At 70.6% G+C, this 15,152-nt stretch carries 15 protein-coding genes and 1 pseudogene; 4 read left to right on the top strand and 12 right to left on the bottom strand.

The window, feature by feature from the left end; all coding sequences use genetic code 11:
• Nucleotides 1–48 precede the first annotated feature (48 nt).
• From cbiE to ACZ4UV_RS43840, 6 genes and pseudogenes are all read right to left on the bottom strand, one after another.
• Nucleotides 49–1,275 carry a precorrin-6y C5,15-methyltransferase (decarboxylating) subunit CbiE gene (gene cbiE, locus ACZ4UV_RS43865; RefSeq protein WP_451018678.1) on the bottom strand — a complete coding sequence of 409 codons (1,227 nt, stop codon included), beginning with the start codon at nucleotides 1,273–1,275 and terminating at the stop codon, nucleotides 49–51.
• Nucleotides 1,276–1,389: 114 nt separating this feature from the next.
• Nucleotides 1,390–2,019, bottom strand: a complete 630-nt coding sequence (locus ACZ4UV_RS43860; protein WP_451018679.1) for a GNAT family N-acetyltransferase — start codon at nucleotides 2,017–2,019, stop codon at nucleotides 1,390–1,392.
• Between the two features lie 159 nt (nucleotides 2,020–2,178).
• Nucleotides 2,179–3,015: a MetQ/NlpA family ABC transporter substrate-binding protein gene (locus ACZ4UV_RS43855; protein ID WP_451018680.1), complete on the bottom strand. Its 837-nt coding sequence runs from the start codon at nucleotides 3,013–3,015 to the stop codon at nucleotides 2,179–2,181.
• 68 nt (nucleotides 3,016–3,083) lie between these two features.
• Nucleotides 3,084–3,809 (bottom strand): methionine ABC transporter permease, encoded by a 726-nt coding sequence (locus tag ACZ4UV_RS43850; protein WP_390048109.1) that lies wholly within the window; start codon nucleotides 3,807–3,809, stop codon nucleotides 3,084–3,086.
• The gene (locus ACZ4UV_RS43845) at nucleotides 3,806–4,840 is read right to left on the bottom strand and encodes a methionine ABC transporter ATP-binding protein (protein WP_467846048.1); all 1,035 of its coding nucleotides are present in this window, start codon (nucleotides 4,838–4,840) and stop codon (nucleotides 3,806–3,808) included. Before ACZ4UV_RS43845 ends, ACZ4UV_RS43850 begins: the two co-directional genes overlap by 4 nt.
• A 317-nt stretch (nucleotides 4,841–5,157) precedes the next feature.
• Nucleotides 5,158–5,836, bottom strand: a pseudogene (locus ACZ4UV_RS43840) (HAD family hydrolase).
• A 69-nt stretch (nucleotides 5,837–5,905) separates the two neighbouring features.
• Between ACZ4UV_RS43840 and ACZ4UV_RS43835 the strand changes: the two are divergent.
• Nucleotides 5,906–6,265: a hypothetical protein gene (locus tag ACZ4UV_RS43835; protein WP_351498901.1), complete on the top strand. Its 360-nt coding sequence runs from the start codon at nucleotides 5,906–5,908 to the stop codon at nucleotides 6,263–6,265.
• A 1-nt stretch (nucleotide 6,266) separates the two neighbouring features.
• Complete coding sequence (locus ACZ4UV_RS43830; RefSeq protein ID WP_451018682.1) at nucleotides 6,267–6,686, top strand: hypothetical protein; 420 nt, start codon at nucleotides 6,267–6,269, stop codon at nucleotides 6,684–6,686.
• Nucleotides 6,687–6,774: 88 nt separating this feature from the next.
• Here ACZ4UV_RS43830 and ACZ4UV_RS43825 read toward each other — a convergent pair whose 3' ends face one another.
• From ACZ4UV_RS43825 to ACZ4UV_RS43815, 3 genes are all read right to left on the bottom strand, one after another.
• Nucleotides 6,775–7,272, bottom strand: a complete 498-nt coding sequence (locus ACZ4UV_RS43825) for a GNAT family N-acetyltransferase (RefSeq protein WP_467846044.1) — start codon at nucleotides 7,270–7,272, stop codon at nucleotides 6,775–6,777.
• Between the two features lie 44 nt (nucleotides 7,273–7,316).
• Nucleotides 7,317–7,823, bottom strand: a complete 507-nt coding sequence (locus ACZ4UV_RS43820; RefSeq protein WP_451018683.1) for an RNA polymerase sigma factor — start codon at nucleotides 7,821–7,823, stop codon at nucleotides 7,317–7,319.
• Nucleotides 7,824–7,897: 74 nt separating this feature from the next.
• Nucleotides 7,898–9,082, bottom strand: a complete 1,185-nt coding sequence (locus ACZ4UV_RS43815; RefSeq protein ID WP_451018684.1) for a glycerophosphodiester phosphodiesterase — start codon at nucleotides 9,080–9,082, stop codon at nucleotides 7,898–7,900.
• 320 nt (nucleotides 9,083–9,402) lie between these two features.
• Here ACZ4UV_RS43815 and ACZ4UV_RS43810 point away from each other — a divergent pair, with 320 nt between their 5' ends.
• Both ACZ4UV_RS43810 and ACZ4UV_RS43805 read left to right on the top strand, forming a co-directional pair.
• The gene (locus ACZ4UV_RS43810; protein WP_390048121.1) at nucleotides 9,403–10,074 is read left to right on the top strand and encodes a lysophospholipid acyltransferase family protein; all 672 of its coding nucleotides are present in this window, start codon (nucleotides 9,403–9,405) and stop codon (nucleotides 10,072–10,074) included.
• Nucleotides 10,075–10,254: 180 nt separating this feature from the next.
• Nucleotides 10,255–11,922 (top strand): multicopper oxidase family protein, encoded by a 1,668-nt coding sequence (locus ACZ4UV_RS43805; protein ID WP_451018685.1) that lies wholly within the window; start codon nucleotides 10,255–10,257, stop codon nucleotides 11,920–11,922.
• Nucleotides 11,923–11,991: 69 nt separating this feature from the next.
• Here the strand turns inward: ACZ4UV_RS43805 and ACZ4UV_RS43800 are convergent, their stop codons facing one another.
• The 3 genes from ACZ4UV_RS43800 to ACZ4UV_RS43790 all read right to left on the bottom strand — a co-directional run bounded on the left by ACZ4UV_RS43800 (nucleotide 11,992) and on the right by ACZ4UV_RS43790 (nucleotide 15,121).
• Complete coding sequence (locus ACZ4UV_RS43800; RefSeq protein WP_451018686.1) at nucleotides 11,992–13,518, bottom strand: MFS transporter; 1,527 nt, start codon at nucleotides 13,516–13,518, stop codon at nucleotides 11,992–11,994.
• Nucleotides 13,515–14,066: a TetR/AcrR family transcriptional regulator gene (locus tag ACZ4UV_RS43795; RefSeq protein WP_351498887.1), complete on the bottom strand. Its 552-nt coding sequence runs from the start codon at nucleotides 14,064–14,066 to the stop codon at nucleotides 13,515–13,517. Before ACZ4UV_RS43795 ends, ACZ4UV_RS43800 begins: the two co-directional genes overlap by 4 nt.
• Nucleotides 14,067–14,149: 83 nt before the next feature.
• The gene (locus ACZ4UV_RS43790; protein WP_467846032.1) at nucleotides 14,150–15,121 is read right to left on the bottom strand and encodes an aldo/keto reductase; all 972 of its coding nucleotides are present in this window, start codon (nucleotides 15,119–15,121) and stop codon (nucleotides 14,150–14,152) included.
• Nucleotides 15,122–15,152 lie beyond the last annotated feature (31 nt).

Raw genomic sequence — 15,152 nt, 5'->3', positions numbered from 1 at the left:
TGCGGTGCAGCGATCGGCCAGCCTACCGCGCGCAGTATGACAACAGGATCACGGGGCGCGCTCGGGGAGAACACCGCTGAGCAGGAACGCGACGTTCCGCTCGGTCTCCGTCCAGGCCCTGGTGTCGAGTTCGACGGACTGCAGGAGGGCGCATTCGACGTGGTATCCGTGCTCGGTCAGGCCGCGTCCTACGAGTTCGGCCGCGTCGCGGGTGGCGGCGTGGGTGACGATGCGCTGCGGGCGGCGGTCGGCGACCGCGTTCACCACGGCCGCTCCCCCGCCGCCGACCCGGACGACATCGGGTTCGGGCAGGTTCTCCAGTACGTGGGGCGCGCCGCCGTGCACGATCTGGAGCTGGACGCCGAACTTCCGGGCGGCCGTCTCGCTGCGCACACACGCCGCGAGGTCCCGGTCGACGGCGATGACGGCGGCGCCGGCGCGCGCGGCCTCGGTGGCGAACGCGCCACTGCCGCAGCCGATGTCCCAGACGAGGTCTCCGACCCGGGGTCCCAGCCGGGCGAGTTGGGCGGCCCGCAGCAGATCCGTTTCCCCTTCGCCGAGCGGGGCTCCGTCGCCGTACTCCGCGTCGGGCAGCACCCAACCGCGCGGGCCGGCCGCCGGATCGCGGCCGGCGATCCAGCCGCCGCCCTCGGGCACCGTCACCGCCCCGGTCGTACCACCGATGACGATGACGACGTTGGGGTCGCGCCAGGCGTGGTCGGCGGCCTTGTCGGAGGTGACGACGTGGACCTGTTCGCGTTCGGTGCCGAGTTCCTCGCAGATGACGAAGGTGCGGTGCACGCCCTCCATCAGCAGGCCGAGTTCGGCGGGGCCGGCGCCGGGTGAGGTGAGGACGGCGACCTTGGTGTGGGCGCGGCACACGTTCACCGCGCGTCGCAGGGTGCGCCGGTGGGCGACGACCACCTGTGCGTCGTCCCAGGGCATCCCGGCGCGGGCGAAGGCGGCGGCCACCGAGGAGACGGCGGGGACGACCTCGACCTCCAGGCCGAACTCGGGCGCGCGCAGGGTCCGTACGACGCCGAAGAAGCCGGGGTCGCCGTCGGCGAGCACCACGGCGGTGCCGCGGTGGCCTGCGATGCGGCGGGCCGCGAGGGCAACGCTGCCGAGGCGGATCCGTTCCGCGCCGGGCGGCACCTCGGGGAGGGCGAGATGGTGGGCCGCGCCCGCGACGAGCGTGGCGGCGCCGAGTGCGCCGCGCCCCGCGGCGGTCAGGGGCGAGCCGTCCCAGCCGATCACCGTGACCCGGTCGGCCATCGTCGTCAGTCTCCAGGGTTTTCGCAGGTCGTCAGGGTCCGGGCCCGGCGGGCGGGCTCCGTGAGGGTACCTGGTGGAGGTGTACGGCGCGTGACGGGGCGAGTCCCGCCGCCGTCAGTTCCAGGAGGTGAAGCCGTCGCTTCCGGCGAGTTCCTCACCCGCGCCCTCCAGGTCCTCCGGGAGCAGGCTCCACACTATGTAGTCGCTGCGCACGTCCGCCCAGGTGCCGTCCTCGGTGCGGACGTGGACTATGCAGGCGTTGCGCAGCACGCCCTCGCTGATACAGCCGATCTTCTGTGCCACCTGCTGCGCGGCGGTGTTGTCGGCGGCGGTGCGCAGTTCGATGCGCTCCAGCTTCTGGTCGCCGAGCAGCCACTGGGCGGTGGCGAGCGCGGCCTCGGACGCGTAGCCCTCGCCGCGGGCCCAGGGGGCGATGATGTACGACAACTCGGTCGACCTGATGTGCCAGTTGGTCCTGGCGAGCCGGACGACGCCGACCAGCCGCTGGGTGAGGAACTCGGTGACGGCGAGGTCGAGTCCCCGGCCGGCGAGCCGATCGGCCGGGGCGTGCTCGGTGATCCAGCGCCGGGCGGCGTCCTCGCTGTACGGCTGCGGGACGCTGGTCCAGGCCGCCACCTGCTCGTCGTTCATCATCTCGGCCAGCGCGGGCACGTCGTCCTCGTCGAGGGGACGCAGCACCAACCGCTCCGTGCTGATGGAGATGTTGGGGAAGGTGCTAGTCATGCGCCGCTCCGTAACCTTCGGAAATCGTTCAGGGCCTGCGAACTGCCCAGCATGCAGCATGAAACCACTGAACCGCACGACGGGGTCCACCCGTGGTGACCGAGTGGACCCCGTGCGTGGCGATACGCCGTATACGTGCCGTCAGCAGGACGCGACGGCTCAGAAGGACGGGATGACCGAGCCCTGGTACTTGTCCTCGATGAACTTCTTCACCTCGGGCGAGGTGAGGAGCTTGGCGAGCTTCTTCACCCGCGGGTCCTTCTCGTTGCCCTTCTTCACCGCGAGGAAGTTGCCGTACGGGCTGTTCTTCGCGGACTCCAGGACGAGGGCGTCCTTGGCGGGCTTGATGCCGGCCGAGATGGCGTAGTTGCCGTTGATGACCGCGGCGTCCACGTCGTCCAGGGAGCGCGCGGTCTGGGCCGCCTCGACCTCCTTGAACTGGAGGTTCTTCGGGTTCTTGGCGATGTCCTGCGGGGTCGCCTCGCTGCCGGCGCCGTCCTTGAGGGTGATGAGTCCGTTGGCGGCGAGCAGCTTGAGGGCGCGCGCCTCGTTCACGGAGTCGTTGGGGACGGCGACGGTCGCACCGCTCTTCAGCGCGTCGACGCTCTTGACCTTGTGGGAGTAGAGGCCGAGCGGCTCCAGGTGCACCGTGACGACGGACACGATGTGGGTGCCGCGCTTCTTGTTGAAGTCGTCGAGGTACGGCTTGTTCTGGAAGTAGTTGGCGTCCACCGAGCCGTCCTCGGTCGCCGTGTTCGGCGTGATGTAGTCGGTGAACTCCTTGACCTCCAGGTCGAGTCCGGCCTTCTTCGCCAGGTTGTCCTTGATGTAGTCGAGGATCTCGGCGTGCGGGGTCGGGCTCGCGGCGACGACCAGCGGTCCGCTGTAGTCGGCGGAGCCGGAGGCGGAGTCCTTGTCCGAGCCGCAGGCGGTGAGCCCGAAGGTGAGGGCTCCGGCGGCGAGGACGGCGGTGGTGAGCTTGGCGGTGTTACGCACGAAAAGTGCCTTTCCTTAAGGGTGGAGCGACCCCGCGGAGGGTGGTGCGGGGAAAACAGGGGGTGGGCTCAGACGGTCTTGCTCGTCGCGGTGGACGCCTTGAGCAGCCGGAGCTTCGGCACCGGGCCCGACCGGCCGCCCCGGCGGTGCAGCGAGCGGGCCGCGTAGTCGCCGGCGAACTGGATGACGGAGATGACGACGGCGAGGATGGCGACCGTGATCCACATCAGCTCGGTCTCGAACCGCTGGTAGCCGTAGCGGATGGCGATGTCGCCGAGCCCGCCGGCACCGACCGTGCCGGCCATGGCGGAGTAGCCGATGAGCGCGACGATCGTGGTCGTGGTGGAGGAGATGAGCGAGGGCAGCGACTCGGGTACGAGGACCTTCCGTACGACGGTCCAGGTGTTGCCGCCCATCGACTGCACAGCCTCCACGAGCCCGCCGTCCACTTCGCGGACAGCCGTCTCGACGAGGCGGGCGAAGAAGGGGATGGCGCCGATCGCGAGCGGCACGATGGCGGCCTCGCGGCCGATGGTCGTCCCGGTGATCCAGCGGGTGAAGTTCATCAGGGCGACCATGAGGATGATGAACGGCATCGAGCGGGCGACGTTCACGATCTGCCCGATGACCTTGTTGGCCAGCACGTTCTGGAGCAGGCCGCCCCGGTCGGTGAGGACGAGCAGGACGCCGAGCGGGAGGCCGCCGACGACGGCGATCAGCGTGGACCATCCGACCATGTAGAGCGTGTCCCAACACGCCTGGGACAGCAGCGGCTGCATCTCGGACCAGGTCACTTGGCACCGTCCTTCACCAGCGCGGGCTCCTGGCCCAGTACGTCGATCTGCAGGCCCTGCTCGCGCAGGAAACCGATGGGCACCACGTTGTCCTCGTAGCGGCCGGGGAGTTCGATGCGCATCCGGCCGATCTGGAGGCCGCCGACGGTGTCGATGGCGGCGCCGAGGATCGATATGTCGATGTTGTAGGTGCGGGAGAGCTGGGAGATGACCGGCTGGGTGGCGGCCTCACCGTGGAAGGTGACGTCCAGGACGGTGCGGTCGTCGGCGGATGCGTCGCCGCCGACCGGGAAGAGCGCGGCGGCCAGCACGGAGCCGGGGGTCGCGAGCAGTTCGCTGACGGTCCCGTGCTCGACGATGCGGCCGCGTTCCATCAGCGCGGCCGAGTCGCAGACGGTCTTCACGACGTCCATCTCGTGCGTGATGAGCAGGACGGTCAGGCCCAGCTGCCGGTTCAGGTCGCGCAGCAGCTGGAGGATGGAGCGGGTGGTCTCCGGGTCCAGCGCGCTGGTGGCCTCGTCGGAGAGCAGCACCTTGGGGTCGCCGGCCAGGGCGCGGGCGATGCCGACGCGCTGCTTCTGGCCGCCGGAGAGCTGGGCCGGGTAGGCCTTCGCCTTGTCGGCGAGCCCGACGAGGTCGAGCAGCTCAAGTGCCTTGCGGGAACGTTCCTTCCCCGACTTTCCGAGGATTTCCAGCGGCAGCTCGACGTTGTCCTGGACGGTCCGGGAGGACAGCAGGTTGAAGTGCTGGAAGACCATGCCGATCCGGCTGCGCGCCTGCCGCAGCTCCCGGCCGGCCCGGGGACCGCGTCCGGCGAGGGCGGTGAGGTCCTGCCCGTCGACCGTCACGGTGCCGGTGGTGGGGCGTTCCAGCAGGTTGACGCAGCGGATGAGCGAGGACTTGCCGGCGCCGGACTGGCCGATGACGCCGTACACCTCGCCCTCGCGGACGTGCAGGTCGACGCCGTCGAGGGCGGTGACCTCTCGGCCGCGGGTGCGATAGACCTTGGTCAGGCCCGATGTGGTGATCACTGGGATTCCATCACTGTTGAGTACGCGGGCGTGGGTGTGCCCTGGTACGGGAGGAAGAACGTGCGCGGGGCAGCCGGGTCACATACGACTCAGGGCGTACGGACAGGCCACGGCAGCTCGCTTCGGGGCGCGAGGCTCTGGGGTGGTGCGGGGGCCCTCTAGAAGGCGCACATTCGACACATACAACGAGCACCGGGCGTCATGGTCGCCTCGGTCGCAGGAGTGCGGTCGCTCGTCGTGGTCATGCGATCAGTAAACCAGACCTACGGTCCTGACAGGCCGCCGCCGTCCGCATGCTGGACAGCGGCGGACACCTTTCAGCCGCGGGGCGATATCTCGACGCCGCCCTCGGCGACCAGCGCGGACAAGGCCGAGAGGTCCTTCACCACGAGGTCCGCGGTCAGCTCGTGCGCCTGGTGGGTTGTGGCCAACGCCACGGTGGTCATGCCGGCCGCGCGGCCCGCCTGGAGTCCGGCGGGGGCGTCCTCGAAGACCACGCAGTGCGCCGGGTCGACACCGAGGTGCCGGGCGGCGAGGAGGTAGGGCTCGGGGTCGGGCTTGCCACGGGTGATGTCGTCGGCGCAGACCAGCGTCTTCGGCCGGATCCCGACCGCTTCCAGGCGGGCCTCGGCCAGGCGGCGGGTGGCGGAGGTGACGACGGCCCAGCGGTCGGCGGGCAGGGAGTCGAGGAGGGCGGCGGTGCCGGGGAGCAGGTGGACGCCGCCGTTGGGGACGTCCTCCACCTCCAGCTGTTCGACGCGGGCGACGGCTTCCGGTACGAGGGCCGGCGGGAGCAGGTCGGCGACGATGTCCGCGGCGGGCCGTCCGTGCAGCTCGACTCGGGCGAACTCCTCGGTGACGCCGTACTCCGCCGCCGTGGGGGTCCCCCCGCGCCCTTTAGGCGTGGGGGAGGGTCCAGCAGCGCTCGACCGACTCGAGGGAGGAGACCAGGGTGCCGTCGTTGTCGAAAAGCAGGGCTTGTGCGTGGATCGTCATGGTCTAGACCCTACGGTGTACGACAGGGGCGACGGCATCGGGCCGATTCGGCCGTAATAAGGTCACCGCATGCTCAATGCCCTGCTGCTGGTGACCGGAGTCGCCGCGCTGCTGCTCGCCGCGTGGTGCGGCTGGGCGGCGTACCGGGACCAGCCGACGAAGGACTGGCACTTCATCGGGATGGCCGTGGTGACGGTGCTGGCGGTGATCCAGCTGATCGCCGGGATCGTCCTGCTGGCGCGGGGCGAGAAGCCGGACCAGGGGACGACGATCTTCGTCGCCTATCTGCTGGGCGCGTTCGCGTGCGTGCCGGCCGCGGGGTTCATGTCGCTCGCCGAGCGGACGCGGTGGGGTTCCGTGACGGTCGCCGCGGGCGGTGTGGTGCTGGCCGTGCTGGAGGTGCGGCTCTATGACATCTGGGGAGGGTGAGATGACGGCCGTGGAAGAGAGGCCGAAGCGGCTGACCAGCGGGCCGGGGACGCTGCTGGTGTGGTTCTACGGTGTGATGGTCGTCGGGGCGGTGTCGCGCTCTGCTTACCAGATCGCGACCGAGTTCGACCGGGCGCCGCTCGCGTACTCGTTGTCCGCCGTTGCCGGGGTCGTGTACGCGTTCATCACGTACACGCTGGTGCGGGGCGGCGAGACTGCGCGCAGGGTGGCGCAGGTGTGCTGCGCCGCCGAGCTCGCGGGGGTGTTGATCGTGGGTACGTGGACCCTCGTCGACTCTTCCGCGTTCCCGGATGCGACCGTGTGGTCGGACTACGGGATGGGGTACGTGTTCATTCCCGTGCTGTTGCCGCTTTCCGCGTTGTACTGGTTGCGGAAGGGCGCCCAGGGGGGAACTGGTTGAGGAACGTGCGCGGCAGCGGGTGCGTTGTGGCTGATCGCGCAGTTCCCCGCGCCCCTAAAAGGGGCGCTTCAGTGAGGGCGTTGGAAAGCTAGGCCGTTGTCGCGTACGTACTGGCCGGCTTTTCCAGGACGATCATCGGGACGCCGTCTGCGCCCTTTGACGTGCCTACCGTTTCGTAGCCGACCCGGCGGTACAGGCGGAGGTTGCCCTCACTGCGGTGGCCGGTGAAGAGGCGGAACCTCTTGGCGCCGCGCTGTTCGGCGAGGGCCTCCTCGGCCGCGCGGAGCAGGCGGGCGCCGATGCCGTGGCCCTGGAGGCGGGGGTGGACGCAGAGCTTGCCGATGGCGGCGGCGCCGTCCTCGGTGACCGAGCCGCGGACCGAGCCGACGACCTCATCGCCGAGGCGGGCGACGAAGACGCAGTCGGTGGCGAGTTCCTGGCGGACCGAGTCGAGGCTCTGGACGAGCGGGTCGATGCGGTAGTTGCCGTACAGCGCCGCTTCACTCTGGAAGCACAGGTACTGGAGCCTGAAGATCTGCTCTGCATCCTGCTCGGTCGCCACCGAGATGGTCACGCTCATGCCCATGTGCGCACGCCTCCCGCTCACCTGATCGCCTGTCGTTCTCACTCCTATCCCCGCGCTTCGCGGGGCGCAACCTCCGGCGTCAACAATCGGCGCAGACAACCCAGACATCTGGAGCGTTCCGGGCCGAGACTGCCCTGTGAGATACCCAACTCCCCCGCGATTTCCCGGTATGTCAGGTCCTTCGGGGACAGCAGTGCCTGCAGGAGGCGGGGGCAGCGGCCGGGGAGGCGGGCGACCGCCTCGCGCAGGGCGCGGTGCCGGGCGGTGGTGAGGACACGTTGTTCGGGGGTGGGGACCCCGGGGTCGGCGGGGTCGGTGGCGTAGGGGTGTTCCCGGCGGACGGTGCGCCGGGTGCGGCGGGACTCGGCGCGCACGGCCCGGCGCAGCCAGTCCTCCGGGGCCCGGGGTGGGCCGTGGGTCTCCAGCCGCTCCAGGAGGCGGAGCCAGACCGTCTGCTCCAGGTCGCGGGGGTCGCTGCCGCAGGCCTGTGCCTCGGCGGCGGCCTCGGCGGTGAGCAGCGGGCGCAGGGCGGCGACCAGGTCGTTCGTCACATGCGGAACGACGCGGCCGCCCCGGCACAGGTTGCCGGGGCGGCCGGGAGACACCCCGAACGGGGCGCGGGGGCTCAGCCGTTGACGAAGTCGGCGCGGGCCAGCAGGGCGGTGTCGGCGTTGTCGGTGAAGACGCCGTCGATGCCGGTCTCGAAGTACTTCTGGAAGACGGGGAAGACGTTGCCGTACGCGTCCGCGTCGCTGCCGAGGCGGTAGGCCGGCGGCAGGAAGGGGTTCTCGTTGCGCATCGTGTACGGGTGCAGGATCAGACCGACCTTGTGCGCGTCCGCGACCAGCGTGCTCGGCGTGGTGAAGTTGCCGTTCGCGTCCTTCGGGATGATCAGGTCCACGGTCGGGCCGATGCCCTGCGCGTAGCCGGCGATCTCACGCAGCCCCTTGGGCGTGATCAGGTCGGCGACGGTGCGCGGGTCGCCCGTCGCGACGAAGTCGTACGGCCGGGTGGCCGCGCCGGAGAGCAGGACCACCAGCGGGTTGTCGACCAGCGTGTTCAGGCGCTGGATGCTGGTCGGCTCGAAGGACTGCAGGATGACCGGCGAGTTCCGCTTGTCCTTGCCGTACTTGCGCAGCAGCTTGGCGACGCGCTCCTCGAGGCCGAGGCCGAGGCGGCGGAAGTAGGTGGGGTGCTTGGTCTCGGGGTAGATCCAGACCTGCTTGCCGCGCTTGCGGGTCTGCTCGTCCTGCCACTTGAGGACTTCCTCGAAGGTGGGGATCTCCCAGCGGCCGTTGTAGATCGTGTTGTGCGGGCGGTTGGCCGGGATGCGCTCGATCGCCCGCAGCGTCTTCAGCTCGGCGAGCGTGAAGTCCTCGGTGAACCAGCCGGTGGTGGGGACGCCGTCCAGCGTCTTGGTGGTCTTGCGGTCGGCGAACTCGGGGTGGTCGGCGACGTTCGTGGTGCCGCCGATCTCCGGCTCGTGGCGGCAGACCAGGTGGCCGTCCTTGGTGGGGACGAGGTCGCCGGCCTCGACGACGTCGGCGCCGAGGTCGAGGGCGAGGTTGTAGGAGCCGAAGGTGTGCTCCGGGCGGTAGCCGCTGGAGCCACGGTGGCCGATGATCGTCGGCTTCGGCAGGCTCTTCAGGCCGCCGTTGCCGTGCGCGGCCTGCCTGCCCTCGGCCGCTCTGGCCGCGCCGGGCAGGCCGAGGACCGCGCCACCGGCGCCGAGCACCGCGGCGCCGAGCAGGGCCCGCCGTCCGGTCGTGCCGTTCACCTGCGTCCGCTCGATCGAGTCGTCCGTGTTCATGAGCGCCCTCCTGACCCTCGCCCTTCGATGCCGGCTGATCGTAGGACTGCACATGTGACCGAAGGGAGACCGCCGACCCAACGGTCGGGTGACGCCGTATGGCTGATGGACGGCGAGTCATGACGGGGCGTCGGCGACATCCGTCACATCGTCGCAGGCTCGTTACGAGCCGACTCCGGGACGTCACCGCAGGTAAACCAGCGTCAACACTACGTAAGACCTCGGTGAACCGGCCGCACCCGATGTGCGCTTCCGGCGGCGCCGCGAGTAATGTCCTCACCTGCACAGACTCATACCGCCCCTCGACATCGGAGGACCCGTTGTCCCGCTTCGCGCTCATCAAGGCAGTGCTCGGACCGATCATGCGCCTGATGTTCCGCCCCCAGGTGGAGGGCGTGGAGCGCATCCCGGGGGACGGGCCGGTCATCCTCGCCGGCAACCACCTCACGTTCATCGACTCGATGATCCTGCCGCTCGTGAGCAAGCGGCAGGTGTTCTTCATCGGCAAGGACGAGTACGTCACCGGGAAGGGCCTCAAGGGCCGGCTGATGGCCTGGTTCTTCACGGGTGTCGGCATGATCCCGGTGGACCGGGACGGCGCGAGCGGCGGCGTCGCCGCGCTGATGACCGGCAAGCGGGTCCTGGACGAGGGCCGGATCTTCGGGATCTACCCGGAGGGCACCCGCTCCCCCGACGGCCGGCTCTACCGGGGCCGTACCGGCATCGCTCGGCTGACGCTGATGACCGGCGCGCCGGTGGTCCCCTTCGCGATGATCGGCACGGACAAGCTGCAGCCGGGCGGCGCGGGCATCCCGCGGCCCGGCAAGGTCACCGTCCGGTTCGGCGAGGCCATGGAGTTCTCCCGGTACGAGGGGATGGACCGGGACCGCTACGTGCTGCGGGCCGTGACCGACTCGGTGATGGCCGAGGTGATGCGGCTGTCCGGGCAGGAGTACGTGGACATGTACGCCACGAAGGCGAAGGCCGCCTGACGGCGGAGGCGGGCTGACACTCTTTCGGCGCAAGGGCACGGACCGGTGGTCCGTGCCCTTCTGTCTGCCATCTGCCTGACACCCGTCCGGCGTCCGCCTGCCGGTGGAATCTGCCCCGACACTTCGGTCATTCGTCGGCATTTACCGGCCATATGAGCACACAGCATGTCTTATTCAGACATGCAGAAACCTTCTCGGCGTACCCTGCTCCGTGCTCCGTTCGCTGCCGCCGGCGCGGGACTCCTCGCGGCATGTACCGACTCGGGCTCCGAACCCCGTTCGGGCCCGCAACACACGGCCGGCACTTCGGCGTTCGTCCCGCAGGGGCCCAAGGGGTACGTCAATCCGTCGGACCCGGAGGTGCTGGCGGCCGAGCGGAAGCGCGGGTCCGGCCCCGTCCGCATGATCAGGTTCACGGCCGCCAGGAGCATGCTGGACCTGGGCGGGCGGTCGGTCCACAGCTGGGCGTACAACGAGTCGGTCCCGGGGCCGCTGGTGCGCGTCACCGCCGGTGACGTCCTCAGCCTGACCCTCTCCAACCAGCTGGCCGATAAGACCACGCTGCACGCCCACGGGGTGCGCCTGCGCTGCGACATGGACGGTGTCCCGGACCTGACCCAGCCGCCCATCCAGCCGGGCACGGACTTCGTCTACCGGTTCGTCGCCGCGCACCCGGGCACGTATCTGCTCCACTCGCACGTCGGCATGCAGCCCGACCGGGCCCTCTACGCGCCGTTCATCGTCGACGACCCGAAGGAGCCGCTCGCCTACGACCAGGAGTGGATCGTCGTCCTGGACGACTGGGTCGACGACATCGACGGCTCCAACCCCGAGCAGGTGCTCGACCAGCTCAAGCCGGGCGGGTCGATGGCGATGAACATGGGGATGGGCATGGGCCCCGGCCACACGAGCCCGAGCCCCCACGGATCGGCGCACGCCTCCGCGTCCCCGTCCAAACCCACGTCCACACCCACGGCCAAGGGCAAGTCGAAGAAGCCGACGGGCCCCGACCGGGTCCTGCGCAACTCCCACAGCGAGCTGCTCCACGGCGAGGGCGGCAACGTCGCCTACCCGCACTACCTGGCCAACGGCCGCCTGCGCACCGACCCCTCGGTCTTCCGCTGCCGCCCCGGCGACCGGGTCCGGATCCGCATCATCAACGCGGGCTCCGAGACGGCCTTCCGGGTCGCGCTCGGCGGCCACGAGATGACCGTGACCCACACCGACGGCTACCCCGTGCAGCACAAGCGGACCGACGCGCTGCTCATCGGCATGGCCGAGCGGTACGACGTCCTCGTCACCGCCAAGGACGGCGTCTTCCCGCTCGTCGCACTCGCCGAGGGCAAGAAGGGCAAGGCGATGGCGATCCTCCGCACCGACAAGGGGAGAAACCTTCCGGCGCCGGATGTCCGCCCGAACGAGCTGGACCGCGAGATCGTGCCGGCGCGCCGCCTGCTGCCGGCCGAGTCCGTCGCCATGGACGACCGGGTCCCCGACCGCGACCTGCTCATCAGGATCACCGGCACGATGCAGCGGTACGACTGGGGGTTCGACCACACGCAGTACGACGTGCGGCAGCGGCACGAGGTGCGGTCGGGTGAGCGGGTGCGGCTGACGCTCGTCAACGCGACCGACATGTGGCACCCGATGCATCTGCACGGGCACACGTTCTCGGTCACCGGGATCAGCTCGGCGGGGGCGCGCAAGGACACGACGATCGTGTTGCCGCACCGCAAGCTGGTACTCGACTTCGATGCCGACAACCCCGGGTTGTGGATGCTGCACTGCCACAACCAGTACCACTCGGAGAGCGGGATGATGACGGTGCTCGGTTACAAGAAGAAGTGAGGTGGGAGGGGTTCGGTGGCATTTTGGGCGCGGGTGCGTCGTGGTTTCTCGCGCAGTTCCCCGCGCCCCTTACGGGGCGCTCTCCAGCCGTTGATTTCGTAGCAGGAACCAGGCCGCCACCGCCGTTGCCAGGAGGACGGCGGCGCCTGCGCCCGAGGCCAGGTGGAGGCCGTGGGTGAAGGAGTCGCGGGCCGATGTCAGCATGTCGGTCGCCGTGGGTGCGGGCATGGTCTTCGATGCCTCCAGCGCCGCGCCCAGCGACTCATGGACGGCGGCCGGGGTGCCCGGCGGGGCCGTGAAGCCGCGGTAGACGCCCATCACGATCGAGCCGAGCAGGGCGATGCCCAGCGCCGCGCCCAGTTCGTACGCCGTCTCGGAGACCGCCGAGGCGGCACCGGCCTGGTCCTTGGGGACGCTGGAGAGGATGACGTCCGCCGTGACCGTGAAAGAGAAGCCCGCGCCGACGCCGACCACCAGGAGGGCGGCGCCGAGCACCGGGTAGCCGGTGGACTGCGAGAGGGTGGTCAGGGCCGCGAGGGCCACGCCCACGGCCGCCAGGCCGCCGGAGACCACCGCCCGTACCGAGTGCCGGCGGGCCGCCCGGCCGGCCACCAGGCCCGCCGCCACCGCGCCGACCGCGGCCGGGAGTTCCGCGAGGCCCGCCTCGAACGGGTGCCTGCCCTGGACCAGTTGCAGGTACTGGGAGAGGAAGAACACGAGGCCGGACATGCCGAGCACGGTCAGCAGGTCGGCCAGGACGGCGCCGCTGAAGCCGCGGTTGCGGAACAGCCGCATGTCCAGCAGGGGCTTGGGCATGGTGAGCTGGCGGTGGACGAAACCGTAGAGGGCCATGACGCCGAGCAGGGCGGCGGCCGCGGTCACCCCGGTGAGGCCGTGGGTCGCGGCTTCCTTCACCGCGTACACGACGGCGATCATGCCGACCAGTGACAGGACGACGCTGATCAGGTCCCAGGGGCCCGGGGCCGGATTGCGGGATTCCGGGAGCGTCCTGAGGCCGACGAGGACCAGGACCACCATCACCGGCAGGTTGATCAGGAAGACCGACCCCCACCAGAAGTGTTCGAGCAGGAAGCCGCCCACGATCGGGCCGACGGCGGTGCCCGCCGAGGCCGCCGCACCCCAGATGCCGACGGCGAGGCTGCGCTCGCGCGGGTCCTGGAAGAGGTTGCGGATCAGGGCGAGGGTGGCCGGCATCAGGGTCGCGCCCGCGACGCCCAGCAGGGCGCGGGCCGCGATCAGCAGCCCGGGGGTCGTCGCGTACGCGTTCAGGACGGATATCGCGCCGAACGCCGTGGCGCCGACGAGCAGGATCCGCTTGCGGCCGATGCGGTCGCCGAGACTGCCCATCGAGACCAGCAGTCCGGCGATGACGAACGAGTAGACGTCACCGATCCAGAGCAGCTGGGTGCCGGAGGGGTCGAGGTCTTCGCTGATGTAGGGGGTCGCCAGGCCGAGGACGGTCGCGTCCACGGCCACCAGCAGCACGGCGAGCACGAGGGCGGAGAGGGCGAGCCAGCGGCCCGGCCGCTTCTCCTCCGTCTCCGCGACGCGCGCCGGCTGCACGGTGCTGGTCATGATTCCTCTCTCCGTCGTGCGCCGCCGAGCAACAGCTCGACGATCATGTGGGTGAAGTCCTTGGGGGCGACGCGGCCTTCGGAGACCGCCCAGGCGGCGGAGGCCAGCAGGCCGTACAGCGCCTCGGTGAGCCAGGCGGGCGTGAGGTCGATACGGAACTCGCCGGTCCGCTGGCCGCGCCTGAAGAGGGCCGCGATGCGGTCGTCGATCCGCGTCCAGCCCTGGTTCTGCGCGTCGCCCTCGAACAGCTGGTTCTCGGTGTAGAGGAAGGCGAGCAGGCCGGCGGCCGGTTCGATCTCGCGGACCAGACGGTGTACGGCGTCGGTCGCCGGGCCCTCGTCCAGGCGGGCCGCGTCCAGGGCCGCCTCGCACTCCTCGATGCCGAGCGCCTCCAGCGCGCGGACGAGCGCGTCGCGCCCCGCGAAGTGCCGGTGCAGGGTGGCCCGGCTGATCCCGGCGGCCTTGGCGACCTCGTCCATGGTCGCGGTGGCTTTGCGGGTCAGCAGGGCGGCTGCGCTGCGCAGGACGTGGTCGCGGTCGAGGGCCATGAGACAAGAGTAACCCAAGTGAGACACGTTTGTCTCACGAGGGGCATGCGTGACTCACATGGGGCTGGTCGGGGCAGGTTCTGTCAGTGCCAGGGCAGGCTGCCGCGGCGCTCCCAGTAGGCGCGCGGCTCCTCGGCCAGGGTGGCGAGGCGGGTCAGCCGGTCCGCGTCGAGGTCGACCACGGCCGCGTGCAGGTTGGAGGCGAGCTGGCCGACCGTCGCCGCACCGGAGAGGACGACCCCGGCCCACGGCTGGCGGAGTACCACCGCGAGGGCGACGGCGTCGCAGCCCAGGCCGGTCTCCTCGGCCACGGCCCGCAGGGTGTCGGGGGCGTGCGGGGCGGCCAGCCGACCGTTGGCCATGCCCTCCTTCACGATCACCGTGAGTCCGGCGTCGTGCGCCTCGGCGAGGGCCGGGCCCGCCGAGGTCTCCAGGGCGTTGTACGTCGACTGGACGGTGCGGAAGAGGGGCTCGCCGTCGGCCGTCACGGCGAGGGCGGCGCGGATCGCGTCGGCCTGGGCGGGGCCGCTGGTGGAGAAGCCGATGGTGAGGCCGGTGGCCGCCGCTTCGGCGAGGCGGGCGTGCAGTTCCTTGTCGGTGAGGGCGGGGCTGTCCGGGGTCACCGAGTGGATCTGGTAGAGGTCGAGCCGGTCGCCGAGCAGCTCGGCGGTCTCGGCGCGCTGGCGGTCGTAGGTCCCCAGGCTGTGGTCCTTGACCTCGTGCGTCTCGGCGTCCGCCGACCAGCCGGCCGTGTAGGTGTAGCCCCACTTGCTGCCGACGACGACGTCGGTGACCTCGGGGCGGGCGGCCAGCCAGGCGGCCAGGAACTCCTCGCTGCGGCCGTAGGAGCGGGCCACGTCGAAGTAGCGGACGCCCTGGGCGTAGGCGGCGTCGAGGAGTTCGTGGGTCCGGGCGCGGAGCGCTTCGACACTGCGGTCCTCGCCGAAGTCGTCCTCGCGGCCGAGGTTGATGTAGCCGGGGCGTCCGACGGCGGCGAGGCCGAGTCCGATGTGCGCGGTGGGCGTGGTCGCGGTGGCCAGGCGGCTGAACGGCATGGGGGCTCCGGCACGATCGGCGTAGGGGATC

The sequence above is a fragment of the Streptomyces sp. NPDC028289 genome (assembly GCF_055565975.1).
The sequence above is the reverse complement of the archived record's forward strand: the minus strand, read 5'-3'. Positions and strand labels throughout refer to the sequence as shown.

What these genes read in the sequence shown, in the direction of transcription:
- cbiE (WP_451018678.1), bottom strand. Translation starts at nt 1,275, where the DNA reads ATGGCCGACCGGGTCACGGTGATCGGCTGGGACGGCTCGCCCCTGACC.
- ACZ4UV_RS43860 (WP_451018679.1), bottom strand. Translation starts at nt 2,019, where the DNA reads ATGACTAGCACCTTCCCCAACATCTCCATCAGCACGGAGCGGTTGGTG.
- ACZ4UV_RS43835 (WP_351498901.1), top strand. Translation starts at nt 5,906, where the DNA reads ATGCTCAATGCCCTGCTGCTGGTGACCGGAGTCGCCGCGCTGCTGCTC.
- ACZ4UV_RS43830 (WP_451018682.1), top strand. Translation starts at nt 6,267, where the DNA reads ATGACGGCCGTGGAAGAGAGGCCGAAGCGGCTGACCAGCGGGCCGGGG.
- ACZ4UV_RS43825 (WP_467846044.1), bottom strand. Translation starts at nt 7,272, where the DNA reads ATGGGCATGAGCGTGACCATCTCGGTGGCGACCGAGCAGGATGCAGAG.
- ACZ4UV_RS43815 (WP_451018684.1), bottom strand. Translation starts at nt 9,082, where the DNA reads ATGAACACGGACGACTCGATCGAGCGGACGCAGGTGAACGGCACGACC.
- ACZ4UV_RS43805 (WP_451018685.1), top strand. Translation starts at nt 10,255, where the DNA reads ATGCAGAAACCTTCTCGGCGTACCCTGCTCCGTGCTCCGTTCGCTGCC.
- ACZ4UV_RS43800 (WP_451018686.1), bottom strand. Translation starts at nt 13,518, where the DNA reads ATGACCAGCACCGTGCAGCCGGCGCGCGTCGCGGAGACGGAGGAGAAG.
- ACZ4UV_RS43795 (WP_351498887.1), bottom strand. Translation starts at nt 14,066, where the DNA reads ATGGCCCTCGACCGCGACCACGTCCTGCGCAGCGCAGCCGCCCTGCTG.
- ACZ4UV_RS43790 (WP_467846032.1), bottom strand. Translation starts at nt 15,121, where the DNA reads ATGCCGTTCAGCCGCCTGGCCACCGCGACCACGCCCACCGCGCACATC.